This is a genomic window from Sphingomonas sp. S2M10 (genome assembly GCF_012650175.1).
GTDB lineage: Bacteria > Pseudomonadota > Alphaproteobacteria > Sphingomonadales > Sphingomonadaceae > Sphingomonas.
Genome location: NZ_JAAILI010000008.1, coordinates 502,374 through 527,681 on the forward strand (window position 1 = coordinate 502,374; position 25,308 = coordinate 527,681).

General features: G+C 67.0%; 23 protein-coding genes, 1 tRNA gene and 1 pseudogene. 9 read left to right on the top strand and 16 right to left on the bottom strand.

Translation table 11 applies throughout. The features are described from left to right. Positions 1 to 24 precede the first annotated feature (24 nt). A complete protein-coding gene (locus S2M10_RS03800) occupies positions 25 to 1,227 on the bottom strand; it encodes a TIGR04063 family PEP-CTERM/XrtA system glycosyltransferase (protein WP_168844925.1) in 1,203 nt (400 codons plus the stop codon). On the opposite strand from S2M10_RS03800, the gene S2M10_RS03805 reads away from it, so the two are divergent. From S2M10_RS03805 to S2M10_RS03815, 3 genes are read left to right on the top strand one after another with little or no spacing between them, the layout of a single operon-like run. Beyond that, on the top strand, positions 1,201 to 1,458 hold the full coding sequence (locus S2M10_RS03805; protein WP_168844538.1) for a hypothetical protein: 258 nt from the start codon (positions 1,201 to 1,203) through the stop codon (positions 1,456 to 1,458). The two genes, S2M10_RS03800 and S2M10_RS03805, sit on opposite strands and share 27 nt — an antisense overlap. After that, positions 1,451 to 2,809, top strand: coding sequence for a putative O-glycosylation ligase, exosortase A system-associated (locus tag S2M10_RS03810; RefSeq protein WP_168844926.1), 1,359 nt, complete (start codon positions 1,451 to 1,453; stop codon positions 2,807 to 2,809). The genes S2M10_RS03805 and S2M10_RS03810 overlap by 8 nt, the downstream gene beginning before the upstream one ends. After that, positions 2,806 to 3,891, top strand: coding sequence for an acyltransferase (locus tag S2M10_RS03815; protein WP_168844927.1), 1,086 nt, complete (start codon positions 2,806 to 2,808; stop codon positions 3,889 to 3,891). Before S2M10_RS03810 ends, S2M10_RS03815 begins: the two co-directional genes overlap by 4 nt. Here S2M10_RS03815 and S2M10_RS03820 read toward each other — a convergent pair. Next, positions 3,842 to 4,393, bottom strand: coding sequence for a type 1 glutamine amidotransferase domain-containing protein (locus tag S2M10_RS03820; RefSeq protein WP_168844928.1), 552 nt, complete (start codon positions 4,391 to 4,393; stop codon positions 3,842 to 3,844). The genes S2M10_RS03815 and S2M10_RS03820 overlap by 50 nt on opposite strands. Before the next feature lie 118 nt (positions 4,394 to 4,511). On the opposite strand from S2M10_RS03820, the gene S2M10_RS03825 reads away from it, so the two are divergent. Both S2M10_RS03825 and S2M10_RS03830 read left to right on the top strand, forming a co-directional pair. Then, positions 4,512 to 5,525: a DNA topoisomerase IB gene (locus S2M10_RS03825; protein ID WP_168844929.1), complete on the top strand. Its 1,014-nt coding sequence runs from the start codon at positions 4,512 to 4,514 to the stop codon at positions 5,523 to 5,525. A gap of 13 nt (positions 5,526 to 5,538) precedes the next feature. Further along, a complete protein-coding gene (locus tag S2M10_RS03830) occupies positions 5,539 to 6,726 on the top strand; it encodes a mechanosensitive ion channel family protein (protein WP_168844930.1) in 1,188 nt (395 codons plus the stop codon). A 142-nt stretch (positions 6,727 to 6,868) separates the two neighbouring features. On the opposite strand, the gene S2M10_RS03835 is transcribed toward S2M10_RS03830, so the two are convergent. The 6 genes from S2M10_RS03835 to S2M10_RS03860 form a co-directional block, all read right to left on the bottom strand. Further along, positions 6,869 to 7,237: a YkvA family protein gene (locus tag S2M10_RS03835; protein ID WP_168844931.1), complete on the bottom strand. Its 369-nt coding sequence runs from the start codon at positions 7,235 to 7,237 to the stop codon at positions 6,869 to 6,871. A gap of 41 nt (positions 7,238 to 7,278) precedes the next feature. Continuing rightward, a complete protein-coding gene (locus tag S2M10_RS03840) occupies positions 7,279 to 7,758 on the bottom strand; it encodes a pyridoxamine 5'-phosphate oxidase family protein (protein WP_168844932.1) in 480 nt (159 codons plus the stop codon). A gap of 47 nt (positions 7,759 to 7,805) precedes the next feature. Beyond that, complete coding sequence (locus tag S2M10_RS03845; protein WP_168844933.1) at positions 7,806 to 8,756, bottom strand: glucokinase; 951 nt, start codon at positions 8,754 to 8,756, stop codon at positions 7,806 to 7,808. A 112-nt stretch (positions 8,757 to 8,868) separates the two neighbouring features. After that, entirely contained in the window at positions 8,869 to 9,360 is a 492-nt protein-coding gene (locus tag S2M10_RS03850) for a DUF805 domain-containing protein (protein ID WP_211090831.1), read from the bottom strand. 88 nt (positions 9,361 to 9,448) lie between these two features. After that, the gene (locus S2M10_RS03855; protein ID WP_168844935.1) at positions 9,449 to 10,624 is read right to left on the bottom strand and encodes an acetyl-CoA C-acyltransferase; all 1,176 of its coding nucleotides are present in this window, start codon (positions 10,622 to 10,624) and stop codon (positions 9,449 to 9,451) included. 143 nt (positions 10,625 to 10,767) lie between these two features. Then, entirely contained in the window at positions 10,768 to 11,199 is a 432-nt protein-coding gene (locus tag S2M10_RS03860) for a MaoC family dehydratase (RefSeq protein ID WP_168845113.1), read from the bottom strand. A gap of 120 nt (positions 11,200 to 11,319) precedes the next feature. Between S2M10_RS03860 and putA the strand changes: the two genes are divergently transcribed. Continuing rightward, positions 11,320 to 14,421, top strand: coding sequence for a bifunctional proline dehydrogenase/L-glutamate gamma-semialdehyde dehydrogenase PutA (gene putA, locus S2M10_RS03865; RefSeq protein ID WP_168844936.1), 3,102 nt, complete (start codon positions 11,320 to 11,322; stop codon positions 14,419 to 14,421). A 196-nt stretch (positions 14,422 to 14,617) separates the two neighbouring features. Here the strand turns inward: putA and phaZ are convergent, their stop codons facing one another. Then, positions 14,618 to 15,850: a polyhydroxyalkanoate depolymerase gene (gene phaZ / locus S2M10_RS03870; protein WP_168844937.1), complete on the bottom strand. Its 1,233-nt coding sequence runs from the start codon at positions 15,848 to 15,850 to the stop codon at positions 14,618 to 14,620. 154 nt (positions 15,851 to 16,004) lie between these two features. Between phaZ and S2M10_RS03875 the strand changes: the two genes are divergently transcribed. After that, entirely contained in the window at positions 16,005 to 17,786 is a 1,782-nt protein-coding gene (locus S2M10_RS03875) for an ABC transporter transmembrane domain-containing protein (RefSeq protein WP_168844938.1), read from the top strand. 39 nt (positions 17,787 to 17,825) lie between these two features. Here the strand turns inward: S2M10_RS03875 and S2M10_RS03880 are convergent, their stop codons facing one another. The 3 genes from S2M10_RS03880 to S2M10_RS03890 form a co-directional block, all read right to left on the bottom strand. Then, a complete protein-coding gene (locus S2M10_RS03880) occupies positions 17,826 to 19,589 on the bottom strand; it encodes an EAL domain-containing protein (RefSeq protein ID WP_168844939.1) in 1,764 nt (587 codons plus the stop codon). 70 nt (positions 19,590 to 19,659) lie between these two features. After that, positions 19,660 to 21,270, bottom strand: coding sequence for an NAD(P)/FAD-dependent oxidoreductase (locus S2M10_RS03885; RefSeq protein WP_168844940.1), 1,611 nt, complete (start codon positions 21,268 to 21,270; stop codon positions 19,660 to 19,662). Between the two features lie 89 nt (positions 21,271 to 21,359). Beyond that, complete coding sequence (locus S2M10_RS03890; RefSeq protein WP_168844941.1) at positions 21,360 to 21,791, bottom strand: MarR family transcriptional regulator; 432 nt, start codon at positions 21,789 to 21,791, stop codon at positions 21,360 to 21,362. Positions 21,792 to 21,926: 135 nt separating this feature from the next. Here S2M10_RS03890 and S2M10_RS03895 point away from each other — a divergent pair, with 135 nt between their 5' ends. Continuing rightward, on the top strand, positions 21,927 to 22,352 hold the full coding sequence (locus tag S2M10_RS03895) for an organic hydroperoxide resistance protein (RefSeq protein WP_168844942.1): 426 nt from the start codon (positions 21,927 to 21,929) through the stop codon (positions 22,350 to 22,352). Positions 22,353 to 22,393: 41 nt separating this feature from the next. On the opposite strand, the gene S2M10_RS03900 is transcribed toward S2M10_RS03895, so the two are convergent. The 4 genes and pseudogenes from S2M10_RS03900 to S2M10_RS03915 form a co-directional block, all read right to left on the bottom strand. After that, positions 22,394 to 22,810 (bottom strand): flagellar biosynthesis protein FlgC, encoded by a 417-nt coding sequence (locus S2M10_RS03900; protein ID WP_168844943.1) that lies wholly within the window; start codon positions 22,808 to 22,810, stop codon positions 22,394 to 22,396. 99 nt (positions 22,811 to 22,909) lie between these two features. Then, a pseudogene (locus S2M10_RS03905) lies at positions 22,910 to 23,254 on the bottom strand (alpha/beta hydrolase); the annotation flags it as partial. A 117-nt stretch (positions 23,255 to 23,371) separates the two neighbouring features. Beyond that, positions 23,372 to 23,447: transfer RNA gene (locus S2M10_RS03910), tRNA-Ala, on the bottom strand. Between the two features lie 83 nt (positions 23,448 to 23,530). Further along, a complete protein-coding gene (locus tag S2M10_RS03915; protein WP_168844944.1) occupies positions 23,531 to 23,857 on the bottom strand; it encodes a TIGR02300 family protein in 327 nt (108 codons plus the stop codon). A 104-nt stretch (positions 23,858 to 23,961) separates the two neighbouring features. Here S2M10_RS03915 and aroA point away from each other — a divergent pair, with 104 nt between their 5' ends. Continuing rightward, on the top strand, positions 23,962 to 25,290 hold the full coding sequence (gene aroA / locus S2M10_RS03920) for a 3-phosphoshikimate 1-carboxyvinyltransferase (protein WP_168844945.1): 1,329 nt from the start codon (positions 23,962 to 23,964) through the stop codon (positions 25,288 to 25,290). Positions 25,291 to 25,308: the final 18 nt, after the last annotated feature.

Consider the following 25,308-nt stretch of genomic DNA (forward strand, 5'->3'; position numbering starts at 1 on the left):
GGTACGTGTGCGACCACGTGGTTCTCATGCCATCTTTATGGCAAGGTTTTCATACAAACCGTCATAGACTGCAACATTTACACGCCAGTTACGCTCTGCCTCCACATAGGCACGCGCACGCATTTTTCTTGTATTCCATTGATTTTGAACGCGAAAAAGTTTTTCGAGCGCGCTCGCCAGGGCCTGGGGATCGTCCGCCCGGAACAGGGTGCCGGTGATTCCATCGGCAATCAGCTCGCGGTGCCCGCCTACATCCGACGCGGCGACCAGGCGATTCTGCGCCATCGCCTCCAGCGGCTTGAGCGGCGTGACCAGGTCGGTCAGGCGCATCTTCTTGCGCGGATAGACCAGTACGTCGATCAGGCTGTAGTAGCGTTCCACCGCCTCATGGGGCACGCGCCCGAGGAACTGGATGCGATCACCGACCGGTGAGGCCGCGGCCTGCGCCCGCAGCGCGGGCTCCGCGGGACCGTCGCCGACGAGCAGCAGGCGCATCGTCGGCCGTGCCGCTACCAGCGCGGGCATCGCGGCGATCAGCACGTCCAGCCCTTCATAGTCGTAGAAGCTGCCGATGAAGCCGATGACGTCTGCCCCGCGCAGCCCCAGCGTTTCGGCAAGCGCGCCGTCCCGCGGCACGGGCGCGCCGAACATTCCCATGTCGACGCCGTTAGGTGATACCGCGATCTTTCCCGGATCGATTCCGCGGGCGATGAGATCGTCGCGCAGGCCCTGGCAGATCACTGCCAATGCATCGGCCTTGCGCACCGCATGGGTCTCGAGAGCGCGCGTGACACGATAGCGCAGACTGCCTTCCCGACCGGTGCCGTTGCCGACCGCCGCATCCTCCCAGAAGGCGCGAATCTCGTAGAGCAACGGAATGCCCGTCCAGCGGCGGGCGCGCAGACCCGCCAGTGCGCACAATACCGGCGAATGCGCGTGCAGCACGTCGGGACGGAATTTTCTCACCACCTGCTGAACGCGCCGGGCGAAGGCATCGATCTCGCGCCATTCGCCCACCCCAGGCAAGGCGGAGGCGATGGGCCGGGTGCGGAAGAACCGCAGGCCGTCGATCGTCTCCTCGCCCGCGAGCGCCAGACCCTGACGCGGCCCGGTCACCGCCGCCACGTCCCAGCCGCGGTCCAGCTCCGCCTTCAGGATCGCGCGGGTACGAAACGCATAGCCGCTATGGAGCGGCAAGCCGTGATCCAGAAGGTGCAGGACTCGCATGGCCGCCTGCATGCCACGCCGCGCTTAACGGCACGTCAACCGCGCCTCGGCTATCAGGTTTCCGGAAGGAACTCCCGCTCGATGATCGACAATCTATCGCTTGCGCTCACCCATGGGCTGATGCTGCTGGCCGCCTTCCTGCAGCTCCGCCGCCCCGATCTGGATCGCGAGCAGGCCGCACCGCCCCCCGACAGGAAGAGGCGCGCGCCCTGGGGCAAGCGCGGTGCGTGACTGGGTCTTCGTCCTGTTCCTGGCGGCCTTCTTCGGGACCGGCTTTCGCAAGCCGTTCCTGTTCGTGCTGGTCTATGCCTATATCGACATCGTAGCGCCCCAGCGGCTGACCTATCTGCTGCTCAATTCGCTGCCGATCTCAGCGATGGCGGCAGCGCTGGCGCTCGGCGGCTTCCTGCTGTTCGACGACAAGCGCGACGTGCGCGTGGCACCCCGCCAACTGCTGATCGTGGCACTGATCGGCTATTGCTGGTTCACGACGCAGAACGCCGATTTTCCAGCCGAGGCCAGGGACAAATGGGACTGGGTGTGGAAGGCGCTCGCCTTTGCCGCCTTCCTGCCGCTCACCCTGCGCACCCGGTTGCGGATCGAGGCGCTGCTGTTGTTCATGGTGCTGTCGGCGAGCTCGATCATCATCGTCGGCGCGATCAAGACGATCCTGTCGGGCGGCGGCTATGGCGAGCTGAACCTGATGGTCTCGAACAATTCGGGGCTGTACGAGGGCAGCACCATTTCCACGGTGGCGATCGCGATCCTGCCGCTGATCCTGTGGTTCACCCGGTACGGCACGCTCTTCGCGCCGGACTGGCGAACGAAGACCTTTGCCTATGCGCTTTGCTTCGCCTGCCTGTTGATCCCGATCGGCACCTCCACGCGCACCGGGCTGCTGTGTATCGGGCTGGTCGCGGTGCTGATGCTGCGCGATTCGCAGAAAAAGCTCCTCTATCTCGGCAGCGTGGCGGCGATGGCGCTGCTTGCCCTGCCCTTCCTGCCCGCCGCCTTCACCGAGCGGATGGGGACGATCAAGACCTATCAGGGCGATGCCTCCGCCTCCACGCGTCTGGCCGTATGGCAATGGACGATGGACTATGCGCGCGAACATCCGCTCGGCGGCGGATTCGAGGCCTATCGCCAGAACCAGATCCGCTATGAGAAGATTGCCGTCGAGGACCAGGGCGGCGTCGCCGTTGTCGATCGCTCGCTGGAGGTGGACAAGGCGCGCGCCTATCACAGCGCCTATTTCGAGATGCTGGGCGAGCAGGGCTATCCGGGGTTGGCGCTGTGGCTGGCGATCAATCTGGGCGGGCTGTTCCGCATGGAGGTGCTCCGCCGCCGCTATGCGCGTGCCGGAGGCGAGCAGGCCTGGATCGCCCCGCTCGCCGCCGCGCTGCAGAACGGGCACCTCGTCTACCTGCTCGGTGCCGCGTTCGTGGCGATCGCTTTCCAGCCCTTTGTCTACATGCTGATCGGCGCACAGATCGGGCTCGACACCTATTGCGCCCGCAAGCGCGCGGCGGCCGACTGGCGGCCGCTGCACACGCGGCGCACGCGCTCCGCCGCCACGGCGTGAGCAGCAAGGCGGAACTGCGCGCGCTTACCGCCGCACGCGGCATCGCGGCGTGGTGGGTGGTGCTGTACCATATACGCGGTTCGTTTGCCGGGCTGTCCGGCACTGCCGAGGCGGTGCTCGCGAAAGGTTATCTCGCGGTCGACTTTTTCTTTCTGCTCTCTGGCTTTGTCCTTGCGCTCCGCCACGGCGAAGGGCTGCGCACCGGCGGCCGAGCGGCCTTCATGCCCTTTCTTCGCCGGCGGGTGGCGCGAATCTGGCCGCTCCACGCGGCAATGCTCGGCTTCGCGCTGTTGCTGGTCCTACTGCTGCGGGCAAGCGGCCGCACGACGCAGGACTTCCCGATAGCCGCGCTGCCTGCACACCTGCTGCTCGTGCAGGCCTGGGGATTCGCCGACCCGCTGTCCTGGAACGATCCCGCCTGGTCCATATCCTGCGAGATGGCCGCCTATCTGCTGTTCCCGCTCTGGGCGCTGGCGATCGACTGGCGCCGCCGCCCGTTCCTCGCCCCGCTGGCGACGTTGGTGGCCCTGCTGGCGCTGCTCCATGCCGCCTTCGCGCTGCGCGGCGCGGCCGATCTCGGCCAGGATATTGCCCATCTGGGGTGGGTGCGCTGCCTCCTCGAATTTGCGGCAGGAACCCTGCTGTACGCCCTCTGGGAACGTCAACCCCGAGCAACCCTGTTGCCGCTCCTGCTGGCGGTAACCCTCCCGGCGATCGGCTGGGTGGCGGGACTGCCCGAAACGGCGGTGGCGCCCGCCGCCATGGCGGCGCTGCTGCTGGTGCTGGCGACAGGCGCGGGGCGGCCGGGTAATCCGCTGGAACGCCCGGCGCTCCGTCGGCTCGGCACGGTCAGCTATGCCACCTATCTCAGCCACTTTCTGCTGTGGTTCGCGTTCAAGCTTGCCTTGGTCCGCACCGAGGAAATCGGCTGGCCGCTCGCGGCGCTGTATCTGCTGCTGGTACTCGCCGCGTCGACGGCGCTCCACCGCTGGGTGGAGCGCCCCGCGCAGCGCTGGATCAACGCCCTCGGGTTCAGGCCGGGGCGGTCACGTCTTCCAGCGCGGCGATCACCGCGCGGTTGAAGGCGGGGATATCATCCGGCTTGCGGCTGGTGATCAGGTTGCCGTCGGTCACCACTTCCTGATCGACCACATCGGCGCCGGCATTGGCCAGATCGGTGCGGATCGAGGGCCAGCTGGTCAGCCGTCGGCCGGCGACGACATCGGCTTCGGCGAGCAGCCAGGGCGCATGACAGATCGCCGCAACCAGGCGCCCCGAGTCCATGAAGGCGCGGACGATCTCGACCGCCTTGGGCTCCATCCGCAGCTTGTCGGGATTGCCGACGCCGCCCGGCAGCACCAGCGCATCAAACTGATCGAGCTCGATCTGGTCGAGCGTCGTGTCTGGCGTGACGCTCTTGCCCTTCTCGCCGCCGGTCTCACCGGTGATCGGATCGGTCTTGATCGAGGCGAGCGTCACCTGCGCGCCGGCATCGAGCAGCGCCTGGCGCGGTTCGAACAGCTCCGATTCCTCGAAACCGTCGGTGGCGAGCATCAGCACGCGCGCATTCTGCAGATTGGCCATGGGGGCATCCTTTCCCGTCGTTCGGAATATGCCGGGCCAACCCGGAGCCCCCTTTCCTTGTTCCGGAACGAATTGTTGCTGCGGCGCATTTGCCCAAGCTCTGCCCCAAGGAACCGCGATGGACAGCGCCGACATCGTCTATGTCGAAGACCAGGCCCCCGGCATCACCCGGCGCAAGATGCGCCACGGCTGGGGCTATTTCGACGCGGACGGCACCCGCATTACCGACCGCGACGAAATCGATCGGCTGAATGCCATCGGCCTGCCCCCGGCCTATGAGAATGCCTGGTTCTGCCCCGACCCCAACGGCCATATCCAGGCGACCGGCTATGACGTGAAGGGCCGCAAGCAATATCGCTACCATATCGGCTTCCGCGAGGCGCAGGAGGCGGCGAAGTACGATCGCTGCGGCATGTTCGGCGAGCGCCTGCCCCGCCTGCGCCGCAAGGTGGAGGCCGACCTGCGGCTGCGCGGCCTGTGCAAGGACAAGGCGGTCGCCGCCGTCGTCCGCCTGCTCGACCTCGGCTCGATCCGCGTCGGCAACGAGGCCTATGCGCAGGAGAATAAGAGCTTCGGCGCCACGACGCTGCGCAAGCGGCACGTGAAGGTGGCCGGCGGCACGCTCAAGCTCCAGTTCCGCGCGAAGTCGGGCAAGCTGCGGGTGATGACCGTTTCGGACAAGTCGCTCAGCCGCTTCGTCAAGCGCTGCCAGGATCTGCCCGGGCAGCATCTGTTCCGCTGGATCGACGATGCCGGCGAGGCACATCCGGTCACCTCCAGTGACGTCAACGCCTATATCCGCGAGGCGATGGACGCGCCGTTCAGCGCCAAGCATTTCCGCACCTGGGGGGCGAGCGTGATCGCCTATCGCACGCTGGCGCAGGCGGCCGAGCCGATCGGCCTCAAGACGCTGCTGGAGCCGGTGACCGAGGCGCTGGGCAACACCCCCGCCATCGCCCGCAAATCCTATGTCCATCCGCGGCTGATCGAGCTGGCCCGCGACAAGGCCGCCCAGGCGCTGTTCCGCGCAGGGTTGCGCCTGCCCCGTACGACGCAATATCTCGACCGCTACGAACGCGGCCTGATCGTCTTCCTGGAAACCGATGCGGCGCCGGCCGCGAAAGCCGCCTGATCGAAGGAACTGCATGCCAAGCCCCAGCCCCACGCCGTCCCCCGTTCACACGCTGTCCCAGGCACAGATCCAGCAGAATGCCCAGCTGTTCGTCAGCCAGAGCCGCATCTGGCTGGAGGCGCATTGGCTGCAGGTGCTGATCGCCTTCGGCATCGGCGCGGCGATCGTGGCGCTGCTGCACTGGGTGCGCCGCTGGGGAATCAAGCTGTGCGCCCGCAAGCCCGGCATCACCGGCTGGGGTTCGATCATCGGCCGCGCCGTCGCCCGCACCGGCAATTTCTTCATCGTGATGACCTCGGCCAAGCTGGTCTCGGGCTATGCCTATGCGCCGGAGGTGATCGAGAATACGGTGCGCTTCCTGTTCACGATCGCCGCCGCGTTCCAGGCCGCGATCTGGGCGCGCGAGCTGATCCTCGGCGCCATCGAATATCGCACCCAGTCCGAAGGCTATCAGGGCGAATCGCTGCTCAACGCGCTGGGGCTGATCCGCGTGCTGATCTCGTTCGCGCTGTTCGCGATCGCGCTGGTGGTGGTGCTCAGCAACGTCGGCGTGAACGTCACCGGCCTGGTCGCCGGTCTCGGCGTTGGCGGCATCGCGATCGGTTTGGCCGCACAGGGCATCTTCGCCGATCTGTTCGCCGCGCTGTCGATCATCTTCGACCGGCCGTTCCGCCGCGGCGACAAGGTGCAATATGACAGCACCATCGGCGTGATCGAGACGATCGGGTTGAAGTCCACCCGCATCCGGGCGTTCACCGGCGAGCAGCGGATCATCTCCAACCGCAATCTGCTCGACAAGGAAATCCAGAACATCTCGAACCGCGACCATGTCCGCATCCAGCTGGACATCGGCGTCGCCTATGAAACCCCGCCCGAGAAGCTGGAGGCATTGCCGGAAATGCTGAGCGCGATCGTCGCCGAAACCGGCATGACTGTGGCGCGTGCCAGCTTCGAAGGGTTTGGCGGCAGCTCGGTGGATTTCAAGCTGTGGTTCGACGTGCCCGGTGACGACTGGCCAAGTGCGCACAAGGCCCGCGACAAGGTGATCATCGGCATCCTCCGCCGCTTCGCAGAGGAAGGCCTGTCGATCCCGTTCCCCACCCAGACCACCTACACGGCCGGGCCGGACGGTACGCTGATCATGCCCTATCCCGAGGTGCAGCCGGTGCGGCGAGTGGACAAGGACGAGGGGGAGCGCTGATCCCTCCGTTAAGTCCGCCGCCCCTCCCGAGAAGGCAGGAATCTATTTGCCAGGACGTTGCGGGCTGGCGCCGACGATCCAGCGCTGATGGATGCCCGCCTTCGCGGCAATGACGGTTTGAGAGCGAGGACCCCCTCACCCCTCAATTATATTTCGTCACCAGCCAGCTCCACACGCCCCAGGCGAGCAGCGCCCAAATCCCCAGCACGATCGCGATGCCGCCCCAGCTCACCGGGCGGTCGTGTGCCGCCTCGGCTGCGGCACGGTGCTCCTGGAACTGCGCGGCGGGGATCAGTCGCTCGAACAGCCACACGCCGAGCGGGATCAGGATGGCGTCGTCCACCAGCCCCAGCACGGGGATAAAGTCGGGGATCAGGTCGATCGGCGACAGCGCATAGGCCGCCACCAGCATGCCAACGATCCGCGCAGCCATGGGCGTACGCGGATCGCGGATGGCGAGCCATATGGCATGCGCCTCGGTGCGGACGCGGTGCGCGAGCGAAGGACCCATGCCCCTGAATCGCCCAGCCGCGTGCGCCGGTCAATGCGGCTTCAGCCCTCGGCGGTCGTTTCCACCTTGGCGTGGCTGCCAGTCTCGTCCGACTTGATCTTGCCGCCGAACAGCATCTTCACCTTGCCGGTGAGCGACATGTCGGTTTCCCAAAGCTCGGCATCATCGATGTCGACGCGGAGCAGCGCCAGGTTGGGGTCCTGCTTGCCGCCTGGAAACCAGGCTTCCACCTGGTTGTTCCACAGCTTTTCGATCATCGCGAAATCGTTGTCGATCCGCGCCGTGCCTGCCAGGCAGGCGAAGAAGTCGTGGCCCTTCGACACGAACTGCAGCATCGCCGGACCACCCTTGGCCATGCGGTTGTCCTTGCCGATGAAGAAGAAGATCGTATCGACCTGATCCTCGTCCAGCTGCGCCGTCAGCGGTGCGCTGTGCTCGCCACCCTGCAGCCCCACCATCATGAAGGGACTGTCAGCCAGCTTGGACCAGAAATGCTTCTTCAGTTCGACCGTGTCGGCCATGATCGTCTCCCGGTGTTGGATGTGCCCGGGTAAACGTGCGGGTCGGCTCAGGCGTTCCGGATTGCCGCAGCGGCGCCGATCAGCTCCAGATCGTTGCGGTTGACCAGTGCCACGGGGGTCTCGGCGAGCTGGCGACGAAACGCCGTGCGGGCCTCCATGCGGCGGCGAAAGCCCGGCTCCTTCAGCTGCGGCTCCAGCGCACGGGCAACGGCGCCGGTCAGATACACGCCGTCCCACGCATCGAAGGTGAGCGCCAGATCGCCGACGAACGCGCCGAGATGCTCGACGAACATCCGGACCACCGCATTGCTGATCGGATCGCGCCCGACATTGCGGGTGACGTCTTCCGGCGAGGGCAGACGCTTGCCGCCGGAGAGCGCTTCATAGGCGAGCAGCAGTCCGTTCGCGCTGAGCAGCGTTTCCACCTCCACCAGACCGCCCCGCGCCTTGCAGAAAGCCGCGAACCGTTCCTCGTCGCCGCTTTGCGGTGCGAAGCCGATATGCCCGGCCTCGCTCTGCACCGGCACGTGCCGGCCGTCGGCGCTGATCAGCGCCGCGACGCCCAGGCCGGTGCCGACGCCGATCACCGCATAGTTGCCGCCTTGCGAGATCGGGCGCAGCGGGGCGCCGGGCAGCGCGGTAAACGCTGTCGGCGGCAGACGGGTGAGCGCCAGCGCGTTGGCGGCGCACTCATTGAGCGCGACCGGCTTCTCGCGCAGCACTGCCTCCACACCTGCAAGCGAGATATACCAGCGACTGCCGGTAAGATTGATCAAGTCGCCGCGCACCGCGCCTGCGACCGCCAGCACGCTCGGCAGGCGCGCATCCCGCAGGCCGACTCCGGCAAGATATGCCACCAATGCGCTGGTGAATGTCTGATGGTCGCTGTTGGAAAAGCGCTTGATCTCGCGCGGCTCCGTGCCTTCCGCCCCACCGGCAAGCCCGAACCGAACCGATTGCCGGCCGATATCGGCCACCAGTGCAACGCCATTTTCCATCGAGCCCTCTCTCCCTCGCCGGCTTCTTGTTGAAGCTCGGACAGGCGGTATCGATAACAATGGTTACCGGAGCAATAAATAACTTCCGATTAGTGTGGTTCCCGCATGTTTTTCAGGCGGCGCGCGGGTCCATGCCGAAGCGGTTCACGCCGATGGCGGGCGACCAGTAGAGCGCGACTACAAGGATCGCGAGCGCGACATGGCCGGCAGTGGGCAGCATCGGCACACCCGGATGCAGCCCGATCACGGATCGGGTCCGGTCCAGATCGCCTGCCACGCCGATCGCCGCAAGCAGCAGGCCGGGAATCGCCGGCAGCCCCACATCGTGCAGCCGCCGCACGATCAGCCCGATCAGCGGCACGAACAGCGCCAGCGCCAGCGCTTCTTCCACCGCCACGCGGCGCCAGAAGAGGGTGACGCCAAGCGGCGTAGGGGGATGGAAGAAGTGGAAGGCGAGGAACAGCAGCACTTCGCCCATTGCGATCAGGATCAGCGCACTGGTCAGTTCGCTGCGCGTCGAGCGGCCGCGAAACACGAAACTTTGTCCAATGGCGCGAAGGCCGGTGCGCAGCGACACCCCGTCGCGATAGCTGGCTGCTGTCATGGGGCGGAGGGTGCAGCGCACCGCACCCTCCGGTCAACCCCTTAGTCCGGTGTTCGAAACCGGGATGGATCCCGTTTTCAAACGGCGCTTACAGGACCTCGAACAGCCCCGCCGCGCCCATGCCGCCGCCGATGCACATGGTGACAACGACATATTTCGCCCCGCGGCGCTTGCCTTCGATCAGTGCGTGGCCCGTCATCCGCGCGCCCGACATGCCGTAGGGGTGGCCGATCGAAATCGCGCCGCCGTTGACGTTGAGCAGATCGCCCGGGATGCCGAGCTTGTCACGGCAATAGAGCACCTGGACGGCGAACGCCTCGTTGAGCTCCCACAGGCCGATATCGTCCATCTTCAGGTTGAAGCGCTCGAGCAGCTTGGGGATGGCATAGACAGGACCGATGCCCATCTCGTCGGGCTTGGTGCCCGCCACCGCCATGCCGACATAGCGGCCGAGCGGGGTAAGGCCGCGCTGCGACGCGAGCTTCTCTTCCATCAGCACGCACGCCGAGGAGCCGTCCGACAGCTGGCTGGCATTGCCTGCGGTGACCGTGCCGTTCGGCACCACCGGCTGCAGCGCCTGCAGGCCTTCCAGCGTTGTCTCGGGGCGATTGCCCTCGTCCTTAGAGAGGGTGATCTCCTTCTGCGAGACTTCCTTGGTCTCCTTGTTGACCAGGTTCATCGTCGCGCTGACGGGCACGATCTCATCATCGAACTTGCCCGCGGCCTGCGCGGCGGCGGTGCGCTGCTGCGACCGGAAGGCATATTCGTCGCAACGATCGCGGCCGATGCCGTAGCGCGCGGCGACCACTTCGGCGGTCTGGAGCATCGGCATATAGGTGTCGTTGTGCAGACCGATCAATTCGCGATCGGGTTCGACGCGCATCTGCGGGGTCTGGACGAGGCTGATCGATTCGACGCCGCCGCCAAGGGCGATGTCCATGTTGTCGACGACGATCTGCTTGGCGGCGGTCGCGATCGCCATCAGGCCCGAGGCGCACTGGCGGTCGATCGACATGCCGGCGACCTCCACCGGCAGGCCTGCGCGGAGCAGTGCCAGGCGGGCGATGTTGGGCGCCTGGCTGCCCTGCTGGAGCGCGGCGCCGAAGACGACGTCGTCGACCTGGCCCGGCTCGATGCCTGCCCGCTCGACCGCGGCACGGATCGCGTGCGCGCCCAGCGTCGGCGCCGGCGTGGCGTTGAACGCCCCGCGATAGGCCCGGCCGATGCCCGTGCGGGCGGTGGAAACGATGACTGCGGAGCGCATTGTGGTTCCTCTCTTCTGAATTCTTAAGCCCCTCCCCTTCAGGGGAGGGGTTGGGGGTGGGGCACTTTTTAACAGCGTAGGGCTGGTGGATCGGTCATCCCCCACCCCCAACCCCTCCCTGAAGGGGAGGGGCTTTGTGTCCTTCAAACATACACCAGCGCGATCCACTCGGCGATCACCGCCGGCTTCTCCTCGCCTTCGATCTCGAGCCGATATTCCTGCACCTGTTCCCAGACGCCGGGCTGGCGTTCGACGAACTTCTTGAGCGTGAACCGCCCGCGCACCCGCTTGCCCGAGCGTACCGGAGTGAGGAACCGCACCTTGTTCCCCCCATAATTCACCCCCATCCGCGCGCCCTCGATGGCGGGTGCATCGGTGCGCGCCGCGAGCATCGGCATCAGCGAGAGCGACAGGAAGCCATGCGCGATCGTGCCGCCGAACGGCGTTTCCGCCGCGAGCACCGGATCGACATGGATAAACTGGTGATCGCCGGTCGCTTGCGCGAACTGGTCGATCATCGCCTGAGTGACCTCTACCCAGTCCGAGACATGCTCGGTGCCGACCCGTTCGGCCATCTCCTGCGGGGTGACGGTCGCTGCCAAGACTATCCTCTCGCGCAATTATCTTTCATAGGCTCGCATATCTAAGGGGGCCACCGGCCTCCCTGCAAGCTTTAGCCGACCGGAAACTGGAAAATGCCGACTGCCGTACCGTCACACCACCGCGAATTGATGGCCAAGCTGCACCGCGCGGCCGAACCCGATGTTCTAAAACCGCTTCTGGAGCGGGCGCGACTCACGCCTGATTCGCGTGAGCGGGTGATGGATCATGCCCTCGCACTGCTGGCGGACCTGCGCGCCGCGCAGACCCGCGGCTGGGTGAACCAGTTCCTCCAGGAGTATCGGCTGAACTCCTCCGAAGGCGTGGCGCTGCTCAGCCTCGCCGAGGCGTTCCTGCGCGTGCCGGACCCCGAAACCGCCGACCTGCTGATCGCCGACAAGCTGGGCGATGCCGACTGGAAGGCGCATTCGGGCAAGTCCAACTCGGTGCTGGTCAACTCGGCCACCTGGGGCCTGATGCTCGGCCGCGCGCTGGTGGGTGACGAGAAGACCGGCGCGCTCCGCCGCCTGATCTCGCGCGCCGGCGAACCCTTCGTCCGCCAGGCGGTGGGCGCCGCGATGAAGCGGATGGGCGAGGTCTTCGTGATGGGCCGCACCATCGACGAGGCGATGAAGCGGATGAAGAAGCCCGAGAACAAGGGCTTCACCGCCAGCTTCGACATGCTGGGCGAGGCTGCACGCACCAAGGCCGATGCCGAGCGCTATTTCCAGGCCTATTTCGAGGCGATCCGCGCGGTCGGCCGCGATCCCAAGGCCGGCCATTCGATCTCGGTGAAGCTGTCCGCGCTCCACCCGCGCTACGAAGTCGCGCAGTATGATCGCTGCGTGCCCGAGCTGACCGACATGCTGGCGCAGCTCGCCTCGGAGTCGGCGGCGCAGGGCATTCCGCTCACCGTCGACGCCGAGGAGAGCGAGCGGCTGGAGATGAGCCTCGACATCATCGGCTCGGTCGCACGCCGGCCGGAGCTCAAGGGCTGGAACGGCTTCGGGATGGCGGTGCAGGCCTATGGCAAGCGCGCCCGGGCGGTGATCGGCTGGGCCGACGATCTCGGCCGCCCGATGCATGTCCGCCTGGTCAAGGGCGCCTATTGGGACAGCGAGATCAAGCGCACCCAGGTGGAGGGCCTGTCCGATTACCCGCTGTTCACCCGCAAGGCGGCGACCGACGTGTCGTACCTCGCCTGCGCGCGCGACATGCTCGCGGCCCGGAACATCGTGCCCGCCTTCGCCAGCCATAACGCCCTGACCGTCGCGACGATCCTCGACTGGGCCGGCGATGCCCGCGACTTCGAGTTTCAGCGCCTCCACGGCATGGGCGAAGGGCTGTACGAGCGGCTGGTCAACGAGCAAGGCTATCACTGCCGCATCTACGCGCCGGTGGGCGGGCATCGCGACCTGCTCGCGTACCTAGTGCGCCGTCTGCTGGAGAACGGCGCGAACTCCAGCTTCGTCCACCAGCTCGCCGACGAGCAGCTGAGCGAAGCCGAATTGCTCGCCGATCCGGTGGAGAAGATCGCGGCGGTGGGGGGCACGCGGCACCCGAGCATTCCGCTGCCGGTGGAATTGTTCGGCGCGTGGAAGAATTCGGGCGGGATCGATCTCGCCGGGCGGACGATCCTGGCGGAGACTGCGGCGGCGATTGCTTCTAAGCCCCTCCCCTTCAGGCGCGCTGGGTCGGCTCTGCCCCCGGCAGAGCCTGAACAGCGCGGGGCGCTGTTCACCCAGCACGGGGTTGGGGTGGGGCCTGTAACCTCAAGCGCCGGAGTCGCTTCCAGTTCATCCCCCACCCCCAACCCCTCCCCTGAAGGGGAGGGGCTTGTACGCGGTGCCATCGACCGCGCCACGGCCGCCTTCCCCGGCTGGGCAGCCACGCCCCTGCCCACCCGCGCCGCGATCCTCGAGCGCCTCGCCGACCTGCTCGAGGAAAACCGCATCGAGCTGATGGCGCTGGCCGTCAAGGAGGCCTTCAAGACCCTCCCCGACGCGCTCGGCGAGGTCCGCGAGGCGGCCGATTTCTGCCGCTACTACGCGCTCCAGGCCCGCACCGGCCTTGCCCCGATCACCCTCCCCGGGCCGACGGGCGAGCGCAACGAGCTGCGCATGGAAGGTCGCGGCGTGTGGGCGACGATCGCGCCGTGGAACTTCCCGCTGGCGATCTTCCTCGGCCAGACCGCCGCCGCGCTGGTCGCGGGCAATGCGGTGGTGGCCAAGCCCGCCCCGCAGACCCCCGAGATCGCCCGCGCCGCCGTGCGCCTCGCGCATCAGGCCGGCGTGCCGGAAGATGCGCTGGTGCTGGTAACCGGCGGCCCGGAGGTGGGCGCCGCGCTCACGTCCGATCCGCGCATCGCCGGCGTCGCCTTCACCGGCTCGACGCCCACCGCCAAGAAGATCGCCGCCGCGCTGCTCGAAGGCGAGGACCGCCCGCTCGTCCCGCTGATCGCCGAGACCGGCGGGATCAACGCGATGATCGTCGATTCCACCGCACTGCCCGAGCAGGTGGTGGCCGACGTGCTGACCTCGGCCTTCCGCTCGGCCGGCCAGCGCTGCTCGGCGCTGCGCCTGCTGCTGCTGCAGGAGGAGATCGCCGAGGGCGTGATCGAGATGCTGCGCGGCGCGATGGAGCTGCTGATCCTCGGCGACCCCGCCGATCCGCGCACCGATATCGGCCCGGTGATCGACCAGGCGGCCTATGACAAGCTGATGGTCTATCGCGACAGCGCCAAGGCCCAGTGGATCAAGACCGTGCCGGTGCCCGCCACCGGCCTGTTCGTGCCGCCGACGATGATCCGCATCGACCGGCCCGAGGATCTGACCCGCGAATGGTTCGGGCCGATCCTGCACGTCGCCACCTGGAAGGCGGGCCAGCTCGCCGAGACGGTGGCGCGGGTCAACGCCAAGGGCTTCGGCCTGACCATGGGCCTGCACAGCCGCATCGCCCGCTCGGCCGAGCTGGTCGAGGCGGAAGCGCGGGTGGGCAATCTCTACATCAACCGCTCGATGATCGGCGCGGTGGTGGGCTCGCAGCCTTTCGGCGGCGAGGGCCTGTCGGGCACTGGCCCCAAGGCGGGCGGCCCGCACTATCTGCACCGTTTCTGCGCGGAGCGGGCGGTATCGGTGGATACGACCAGCGCCGGCGGCAACGCGACCCTGCTCAGCCTGGACGAAGGGGGGATTTGATCCCGCAGCGCGCATCCTCCCCCTTGACGGGGGAGGATAGCGTAGCTTGGCGCTTTAGCGCCTAGCGAAGCTTGGAGAGGGTGAGCGGCGGCGCAGCCGCCGCGCGATTTGCTCCGCAAATCGCCCCCCTCTCCCTCCCACTGCCTTTGGCAGCGGGCCCCTCCCTCCCCCGCAAAGGGGGGAGGGTGAAAGAGGATCAATTCCCGTGCGTCGCCATCCACTGCTCGACGACCGGCGCGATGCGGTTGCGCCACTTCGAGCCGTTGAAGATGCCGTAATGGCCGACTCCTTCGGCCATGTGATACTGCTTGAGCGGTTCCGGCAGATTGGTCGCCACCGTCAGTGCCGCCTTGGTCTGGCCGATGCCGGAAATATCGTCGCGCTCGCCTTCGATCGCGAGGATGCCGATATCGGTGATCGCAGCCGGATCGACCTTGCGGCCGCGGTGCAGCATCTCACCCTTGGGCAGCGCATGCGTCTGGAACACCACCGAGATCGTCTGGAGGTAGAATTCCGCCGTCATGTCACAGACCGAGCGATACTCCTCGTAGAACTTCATCGTCGCGTCGGCGCTCTCGTCATCGCCCTGGACGAGATGCTTGAACATCTCCCAGTGTGACATGAGATGGTTGCCGAGGTTCATCGTCATGAAGCCGGCGAGCTGCAGGAAGCCCGGATACACCTTCCGCCGCGCGCCCGGATAGCTCATCGGCACGGTGGCGATCACGTTCTGCTCGAACCAGCTGAACGGCCGTTCGGTCGCCAGCGTGTTGACCGCGGTGGGCGCCTCGCGCGTGTCGATCGGGCCGCCCATCATGGTCAGCGTGCGCGGGCGGTTGGGATGCTGGTCGGCGCTCATCACCGCCGCCGCCGCGTAACAGGGGACGGAGGGCTGGCATACCGCCAGCATATGCGGCCGCGGATCGCCCTCGCCGCCGATATGCGCGAGGAAGTCGATCACATAATCGACATAGTCGTCGAGGTCGAACTTCCCCTCGCTGATCGGCACCAGCTTCGCGTCGCGCCAATCGGTGATGTAGACATCCGCCACCGGCAGCATCCGCTGCACCGTGCCGCGCAGCAGCGTGGCATAGTGGCCGGACATCGGTGCGACGATCAGCAGCTTCGGCCCGCCCTCGACACCTTCGCGCACGAAGCGCTTGAGCTGGCCAAACGGCTTGCGGAGGACGATTTCCTCACGCACCTCGACCCGACGCCCATCGATCTCGGTGAAGTCGAGTCCGAAGGCCGGCTTGCCGCGAGGAGCGGAGGCATGCGCGAACACCTCCAGCGCCGAAGCCATCACCGGGCCGCCACCGAAATAGGCGAAGGGATTGGCCGGATTGTTGAGCAATCCCGCGCCGAAATTGGCCAGAGCACTCGCCCCGGCAAGCATGGAACGCTGAAGTTCGTAAGCGTCGTACAGCATAGAATCCCTTCCCCGTGCCCCGATCCCTGCAGCGGGGGTTGTCTTACCACTCATATAGACGGCGGCGTTGTGCGCCGCAACGTCGTACCTATGCGGAACCGAGACATGCACAGGTAGTTCCCCTGCTCCGCGAACCGCGCTACGCGCTTCGCCCATGGCCGACACGAACCCGCCGCCGCCGGCGCCGCGCCGCAAGCTCAGCAGCCTGCTCGTCATCTGGCGCTTCACGCGCCATTACCCCCTGCAGCTCGCGATCGCGACGGTCGCGCTGCTCACCTCTTCCGCCGCGACGCTGTGGATCCCGCGCACCTTCAAGCAGATCGTCGACAACGGCTTCGCGGCAGGAGCCGATACCAGCAAGATCGGCATCTATTTCCAGGGCTTGCTGGCAGTCATTCTGGTCCTGTCGATCGCCACGGCCGTACGGTTCTTCTTCGTTTCCTGGGTGGCGGAGCGAACGGTGGCGGATCTGCGCGTTGCGGTGCACCGCAACCTGCTGCGCCTGCCGCCGAAATGGTTCGAGGAAAATCGCCCCTCGGAAATCGCCTCGCGACTCACCTCGGATACCGCGCTGGTCGAGCAGGTGGTCGGCTCCACCGTCTCGATCGCGCTGAGGAACCTGCTGACCGGCATCGGCGGCGTGATCTATCTCTTCGTGCTGGCACCCAAGATCGCGGCCTATCTGATCGTCGGCATGCCGCTTACCGTGCTGCCGATCGTCTGGCTGGGCGGGCGCGTGCGGCAATATTCGCGGAACAGCCAGGACCGGGTCGCCGATATCGGCGCCATCGCCGCCGAGACGCTGGGCGCGATGCGGATCGTTCAGGCCTTCGGACAGGAACCACGCGAGGGCCAGCGCTTCCACGACGCGGTCGTGCGCAGCTTCGCCGCCGCGCAGCAGCGCTTCGCCCTGCGCGCGGTGATGACCGCGCTGGTCATCGGCCTGCTCTTCACCGCGATCACGCTGATCATGTGGGATGCGGTGTCCGGCGTCGCGACCGGGCAGATCACCGGCGGCGCGATCACCGCCTTCGTGATCACCGCCGGGCTCGTCACCGGCTCATTCGGCGCGCTGACCGAAGTCTATGGCGACCTGCTCCGCGCCTCGGGCGCCGCCGGCCGGCTGGCCGAACTGCTCCAGCAGGAGCCGGATATCGCCGCCCCTGCCCATCCGGTGGCGCTACCCAGCCCGGCCGAGGGCGCGATCGCGTTCGACGCCGTCACCTTCCGCTATCCCACCCGACCTGAGGTATCGGCGCTGCAGGACTTTTCGCTGTTCGTGGCCCCCGGCGAGACCGTGGCGGTGGTCGGCCCCTCGGGCGCGGGCAAGTCGACCTTGTTCCAGCTGCTCCAGCGCTTCTACGATCCCGAGGCGGGCGAGATCCGCATCGACGGCATCGCGGTCCCCAAGGCCGATCCGGCCGAGATCCGCGCGCGTATGGCGATGGTGCCGCAGGAGACGGTGATCTTCGCCGCCAGTGCCCGCGACAACCTCCGCTACGGCGCGTGGGACGCGAGCGACGACGCGATCTGGGCCGCAGCCGAGGCCGCCAACGCCGCCGAGTTCCTGCGCGCGCTGCCCGAGGGTCTGGATACGTTCCTGGGCGAAGGCGGCGCCCGCCTGTCCGGCGGCCAGCGCCAGCGCCTCGCCATCGCCCGCGCGCTGCTCCGCGACGCGCCGATCCTGCTGCTCGACGAGGCGACAAGTGCGCTCGACGCCGAGAGTGAAAAGCTGGTGCAGGACGCGCTCGAGCATCTGATGCAGGGCCGCACCACGCTGGTGATCGCCCATCGCCTCGCCACGGTGCGGGCCGCCGGGCGGATCATCGTGATGGACGGCGGCCGGATCGTCGAGACCGGCACCCATGCCGAGCTGGTCGCCAAGGGCGGGCTCTACGCCAGGCTGGCGGCGCTGCAGTTCAACGAGGCGGGGTAGCCATCCGGCTCCCGCCGCGCGGCGCGGGGCAGGAACCGGTCAAGCCGCCAAGGCCTTCCCCGCCGCGACCCACTCCGCGAACGCCGAAACTTCCAGCGGCCGCGCGAACCAATAGCCCTGTGCCTCCTCGCAGCCCAGGCCGGCGAGCAGCGCCGCGGCGGCTTGGGTTTCCACGCCTTCCGCGACGACACGGCGGCCGAGCTTGTGGATCAGCACGATCATCGTCTCGACCAGCACGTGATCGGCGCCCCGCGCCGCATCCATCCCACGCACGAATGCCTGATCGATCTTGACCACCTGCGCCGGCACCCGCTGGAGATAGGCCAGGCTGCTGTGGCCCGTACCGAAATCATCGATCGCCAGCGCGACGCCGACATCGGCCAGTTCGCCCAGGATCGCCAGCGCCTTTTCCGGTTGCGCCATCATCGCGCTTTCGGTGAGTTCGATTTCCAGCCGCTCCGGCCGCAGCTGGCGGCTGAGCAGCGCCAGCTGGATGCGCTGGATCAGGTCCGGCTCCATCAGATTGGCGGCGGAAATGTTGATCGACAGCGTCAGATCGAGCCCCGCCGCCTGCCATGCGGCAAGCTGGTCGAGCGCGCGGTCAAGCACCCATTGAGTCGTTGGCCGGGCGAGCGCGGTCTGTTCGATGATCGGGATGAACTCGGCCGGCGACACCTCGCCCAATGTCGGGTGGCGCCAGCGCAGCAGCGTCTCCGCGCCCAGGCAGCGCCCGGTGGCGAGATCGACGCGCGGCTGGTAGACCAGGCGCAGCTGGCCCTCTGTTTCGAGAGCGGCGCCGAAATCCTGCAGCAGGTCGTAATGGCGGCGCATCTCGCTATCCCGCGCCGGGGAAAAGAGCGCGATCGCACCGTCGGTGCGGCGCGCGTCCTGCGCCGCGCTGGCGGCACCGCGCAGCACGTCCTCGGCCGGCACGTCGCCGAAGCGGAACGGCCGCAGGCCGATCGCGACGCTCGTCACGAAGCGCACGCTGGACGTGGCGCGGATCGCCGTGAAGCCCTGCTCCAGCAACGGGACATAGGTGTCCACATCGACCTCGGGCGCCGACAGGAAGGCGAATTGGGTGGTACCGACATGGTAGACGGTGCGATGGGGGCCGAGCGCGGTCTGGATCGCTTGAGCCGCCTCGCGCACCATCTCATCCAGCCGCGCCGCGCCCATTGCGCCGACAATCTTGGCGATCTGGTCGTCGCGAGCGAGATCGGCGATTACCGCGATACGGAACTGGCCCGGGCAATCGCGCGCGAGATCGAAAAAGTCGTCGCGGAACTGCGCGCGCGTTGGCAGGCCGCTGATGGGATCGATGCGCCCGAAGGCGTGCTGCAGTTCGATCTGCGCCATCACCATCGCGGCCAGATCGGTCAGCGCCGCACGTTCCTCGGCCGTCGCGATGCGCGGCTCGCCACCCAGCACGCATAGCGCGCCCAGCCCATAGCCGTCGCTGGTGACGAGTGGCGCGCCGGCATAGAAGCGCGTGCCGTTGCGGGCGAGCAGGCTATCCGCATAGCAGGGATGGGTAGCGAAATCCTCGATCACCACGAGATCGCGCGTGTCGGCGACTTCGGCGCAGGGCGCCTTGTGGCGCGGGATGCTGCAATGTTCGACACCGACGCGCGACTTGAACCATTGTCGGTCCCTGTCGGTCAGCGACACCGCCGCGATCGGCAGACCGAAGATCTGCGCCGCCATCCGCGTGATGCGATCGAATTGCTCGCTCGGAGGCGTGTCGAGCAGCTTCAGTTGATACAGCGCGTCGAGGCGCGCGGCTTCCTGATAATCCTGCACAAACCTTCCCTTCGCCTCCCATTATAGAAGCGGAGGGCGAGCAGATTCTCCAATGATCGAAATACGATGGTTAATCGGACAATATGCTCTTCGCCATCGCCTCGGCGACCTTGATACCGTCGATTGCGGCCGAGAGGATGCCGCCGGCGTAGCCCGCGCCTTCCCCTGCCGGGAACAGCCGCGGCGTGTTGAGGCTCTGGAAATCAGCGCCGCGCGTGATGCGGATCGGCGAGGAAGTGCGTGTCTCCACGCCGGTCATCACCGCGTCGGGATGATCGTAGCGGGCGATCTGGCGGCCGAACACCGGCAGCGCCTCGCGGAACGCCTCGATCACGAACTCGGGCAGGCAGGCGGCAAGGTCAGTGGGCGTGACGCCTGGCTTGTAGCTCGGCACCACCTGCCCGAGCGCGGTCGACGGGCGCCCGGCGAGCAGGTCGCCGACGAGCTGGCCCGGCGCGTTATAGTTGGAGCCGCCGGCAATGAACGCCGCATCCTCCCATTTGCGCTGCAGTTCGATCCCCGCCAGCGGACCGCCCGGATAGTCACGCGCAGGGTCGATCGCCACGACCAGCCCGGAATTGGCGTTGAACTCGGCGCGCGAATATTGGCTCATGCCGTTGGTGACGACGCGGCCCTCCTCGGAGGTCGCCGCCACCACCCGCCCGCCCGGGCACATGCAGAAGCTGTAGACGGTGCGGCCATTGGCGCAGTGGTGCGACAGCGCATAGGAGGCCGCGCCGAGATCGGGATGCTTGGCGCAGTTGCCGAAGCGCGCTTGATCGATCCAGCCCTGCGGATGCTCGATCCGAACGCCGATCGAGAAGGGTTTGGCCTCGATATGCACGCCCATGCGGTGGAGCATCTCGAAGGTAGGCCGTGCGCTGTGGCCCACCGCCAGCACGACATGATCGGCCTCCAGGAAGCTGCCGTCGTGCAGGTGCAGCCCGCGCATGCTGCGCTCGCCGTCCAACTCGATCGCATCGACACGGGTCTGCCAGCGATATTCGCCGCCCAGTGCCTCGATGGTGCGGCGCATGCTCTCCACCATCGAGACGAGGCGGAAGGTGCCGATATGCGGATGCGCCTGCCACAGGATATCGTCGGGCGCGCCGGCTTTCACGAACTCCTCCAGCACCTTGCGGCCGAGGAAGCGCGGATCCTTGACCCGACAATAGAGCTTGCCGTCGGAGAAGGTCCCCGCCCCACCCTCGCCGAACTGGACGTTCGAGTCCGGGTTGAGCTCGGCGCGACGCCAAAGGCCCCAGGTGTCCTTGGTCCGCTCGCGCACGATCTTGCCGCGGTCGACGATGATCGGGCGGAAGCCCATCTGGGCGAGGATCAGCCCGGCGAACAGCCCGCATGGGCCTGCGCCGATCACCACCGGGCGCAGGCCGGTCCAGCCTTCGGGCGCGTGGACCGGCGGGCGATAGGTCATGTCCGGCGTCGGCCGCACGTCCTTGTCGCCGGCGAGCCGCGCCAGCACCTCGGCTTCGTCCGTCAGCTCGACATCGACGGTGTAGACCAGCAGGATCGCATTGCGCCGCCGGGCATCGTTGCCGCGCTTGAACACGGTGAAGCTGCGCACCTCGACCGGCGCCACGCCCAGCCGCGCCGCGATCGCCGGGGCAAGCGCATCGGCGGGATGATCGAGGGGCAGGGAAAGTCCGGACAGGCGCAGCATCGAAACGGGGGTTCCAGCAGATTTGGGGGGTGGTTGCACCCCTTAGCCGGATAGGGCCGCGCGGCAAACCGGGGATTGGTCCGTACGCCTTACCCCCGCGCCAGCGAGTCGCGCAGGGCCTGTGCCTCGCGGTTCAGCGCCGCCAGTCGTTCGAAGGTCAGGTCCGTCTTCGCCACCACCGCTTCACCCAGGCAGCCGCACTCCTCGCGAATCGATTGGCCTCTTGCGGTGAGGAACACCTGCACTTGCCGCTCGTCCTGCGGATTTCGGCGGCGCTCGACGAGCCCGGCCGTTTCCAGGCGCTTCACCAGCGGCGTGATCGTGCTCGATTCGAGCGCCAGCCGCTCAGCGACCGCGCCCACCGTGCGGCCATCCTGCTCCCACAGCGCGTGGAGCACCAGATATTGCGGATAGGTGATGCCCAGCCGATCGAGGATGGGCTTGTAGACGCGCGTGATCGCCATGCTCGCGCTGTAGAGCGAAAAGCAGAGCTGGCCGTCGAGCGGAAGCGGGGCGGGCATGGCTATGAACTCCTTCCCGCCAACCGCGGGATAAAACGTATATCGCGATAACGAATCCTCTGGACAAGGGGTGCAACCGCCTCTATCTAATATTTATCGCGATATCTTTTACCGCAGCATTAAAGGAGACGCACCATGTCGGTCGATGTGAAATACACCACCAAGGCAATCGCAACCGGCGGCCGCGACGGCAGCGCGCGTTCCGAGGACGGCGTGCTCGACGTAAAGCTGTCGACCCCGAAGGAGCTGGGCGGCGCCGGCGGCGAGGGCACCAACCCGGAACAGCTGTTCGCGGCGGGCTATTCGGCCTGCTTCATCGGCGCGCTCAAGGCAGTCGGCGCAGGCATGAAGATCAAGGTTCCGGCCGACGTGACGGTCACTGCGACCGTAGGCATCGGCCCGCGTTCGGAAGGCGGCTTCGGCATCACCGCCGATCTGCTGGTCAGCCTGCCGGGCCTGGACCGCGAAGAGGCCCAGAAGCTTGTCGACGCCGCACACCAGGTCTGCCCGTATTCGAACGCTACACGCGGCAACGTGGATGTCGGCCTGACACTGGCCTGAAGGCGTAGCGCCCTCTCCCCCGGGGGAGAGGGCTGCACGTCCTAGACGCGCATATCCAGCAGCGAACCCATCATCTGGTCCTCGGTCTTGATCACCGAGAGGTTGGTGCGAAAGGAGAACAGCGCCTTGCGCTGTTCGACATCCTCGCTCGCGAAATCCACGTCGGGCGCCTCGATGTTACCATCTTCATCGGCATCCCGCGATTCCGGGTCGTAACGGGGTGCCGTGCCCGGTACTGCAGGCACCGGCTTTGCATTGACGCCGCCGCCGGCAGCCGCCGCCTGATACAGCGCGATGGGCTGATAGGCATGGTTGACTGTCTTGCCGATCGCGTTGGCAGCAGTCACCGCCTTGGCGGTCTCGCCGGTGGTGTTGGCGTTGGCGACGTTCTGCGCGCTGACATTGATCCGCGCGACGCTGGCCTGAACCCCGGTAAGGGCGATGTTGGTGGCGATCATGGCGCTGCTCCGATGCGGCAGTGTCGCAGCGGCGTGTAAACGAGCGGTTGCCGAACATGCTTACTCATCCGCACACCGGAAAAGGCCGCGCCCGCCCGGACGGCAGACGCGGCCCGGAATGGCGCGCGCGACATAGGCCGCGACTACGCCGCCGCCGGTGGAATGGCCGATATGCACCGCATTCCGCAGGTCTAGCGCCTCGGCCAGTTCCAGCATGTCGGCGGCATAGGTCGCCATGTCGTTGCCGGTGCCGGTCTGGGTCGAGCGGCCATGGCCGCGGCGATCTTGCGCGACCACGCGGTAGCCCTTCCCCGCGAAAGACAGCATCTGCGCGTCCCAATCGTCCGCGCTCAGCGGCCAACCATGGTGAAACACGATCGGCTGGGCAGTTCGGGGACCCCAGTCCTTGTAGAAGATCCTCGCGCCGTCCTTGACAGTGATCATCGCCCCGCCCGCCGCAGGACCCAAGGATCTGCGATGGACGTGAGATGCTTCAGCATCACTATGTCAGAAAAAAATGCCTTCGGATTGATCGCACTGGCTGCGCGATCCGGGGGGAAATGGTGGAGCCGAGGGGGATCGAACCCCTGACCTTCGCAATGCCATTGCGACGCTCTCCCAGCTGAGCTACGGCCCCATTCCCCGGGAAGGCGGCCCCTCTATAAGGGCCTTGCGGGGTTGGCAAGCGCCTTTTTCGCGCTTGCCAAAATTTTTTGGAGCTTACTGTTCGTCGTCGTCGCTGACGGTCTCGACACCCAGGTCGTCGTCGCCGCCCAGATCGACGTCGTCGTCCGGCGAGGGCTCCTCGTCGTCTGCGCCGATGTCCAGATCGTCATCGCCCACCAGATCCGAATCCTCGGCCTCGGGCTTGTCGGCATTGGCCTTCACTGCCTCGAACGGCAGCGGCTGCTTCGACTTCAGGATGGGCTCGGGCTCCCAGGCGAAACCGCAGTTGATGCAGGTGACCGGTTCGTCCTTGGTCAGATCATAGAAGCGCGTACCGCACTTCGGGCAGCTGCGCTTGGTGCCCCATTCCGGCTTCACCATGTGTTGCCTCTTCGCCTTTCGCTGTGTTCGGAGATTTCGGGATGCGATCCCGGAAAGTGGGGCGCGCCTTGCCATGCCGCAAGCCGCCTGTCAAAGCCGCGCCCATGTCGAACACCGATCCCCGCCCTCTCACCCTCGCCGCCCGTGGTCCGCTGCGCGGCACCGTCACCGTTCCCGGCGACAAGTCGATCAGCCACCGCGCGATCATGTTTTCCGCGCTCGCCGTCGGCGAAAGCCGGATCGAGGGCCTGCTGGAAGGCGAGGACGTGCTCGCCACCGCCGCGGCGATGCGGGCGATGGGCGCGCAGGTGGAGCGCGGCGACGACGACATCTGGCGCGTCCACGGCGTCGGCGTCGGCGGGCTGCAGCAGCCGGCCCAGGCGCTCGACATGGGTAATAGCGGCACCTCCACCCGCCTGCTGATGGGTCTGGTCGCCAGCCATGGCATCACTGCGACCTTCACCGGCGATGCGTCGCTTTCGGGCCGCCCGATGGGCCGCGTGATCGAGCCACTCTCGCAGATGGGTGCCGAGATAACCGCCAGCCCCGGCGGCCGCCTGCCGCTGATGCTGCGGGGCATGTGCCCGGCGGTGCCGATCGAATATACGCTGCCCGTCGCCTCGGCGCAGGTGAAGTCGGCGGTCCTGCTCGCCGGGCTCAACACGCCGGGCATCACCCGCGTGATCGAGCCCGTCCCCACCCGCGACCATAGCGAGCGGATGCTGCGCGGCTTCGGCGCCGAGCTGACCGTCGAGGACGGGCCTGACGGCAAGATCATCAGCATCACCGGCGAGGCCGAGCTCAAGCCCCAGCACATCGTCGTGCCGGGCGATCCTTCGTCGGCCGGTTTCTGGATGGTCGCGGCCTCGATCGTGCCGGGCTCGGACATCACCATCGCCAATGTCTGCATGAACCCGACGCGCACCGGCCTGATCACTGCGCTGCGCCTGATGGGCGCCGACATCGCCGAGACCAATGCCCGCACTGTCGGCGGCGAGCCGGTCGCCGATCTCGTCGTCCGCCACGCGCCGCTCAAGGCAATCGAGGTGCCCGCCGATCTCGCCCCGAGCATGATCGACGAATATCCGGTGCTGTTCGTAGCCGCGGCGCTGGCCGAGGGTCGCACCGTCGCCCGCGGCGCGCACGAGCTGCGCGTCAAGGAGTCGGATCGCATTGCCGCCATGCGCGCGGCGCTCGAAGCCTGCGGCGTGGTGACCGAAGAGTATGAGGACGGTCTCGCCATCCAGGGCTCGGGAGGTGCGCCGCTCGCCGGCGGCGGCACGGTCGCGACATTGCTCGATCATCGCATTGCGATGAGCATGACCGTCGCCGCGCTCGCTGCCACACAACCGATCGCGATCGACGACGTCGCGCCGGTGGCGACCAGCTATCCGAATTTCTTCGCGACGCTGGACGCACTGACCGCCGAATGATCGCGCGATTTCGCGGCA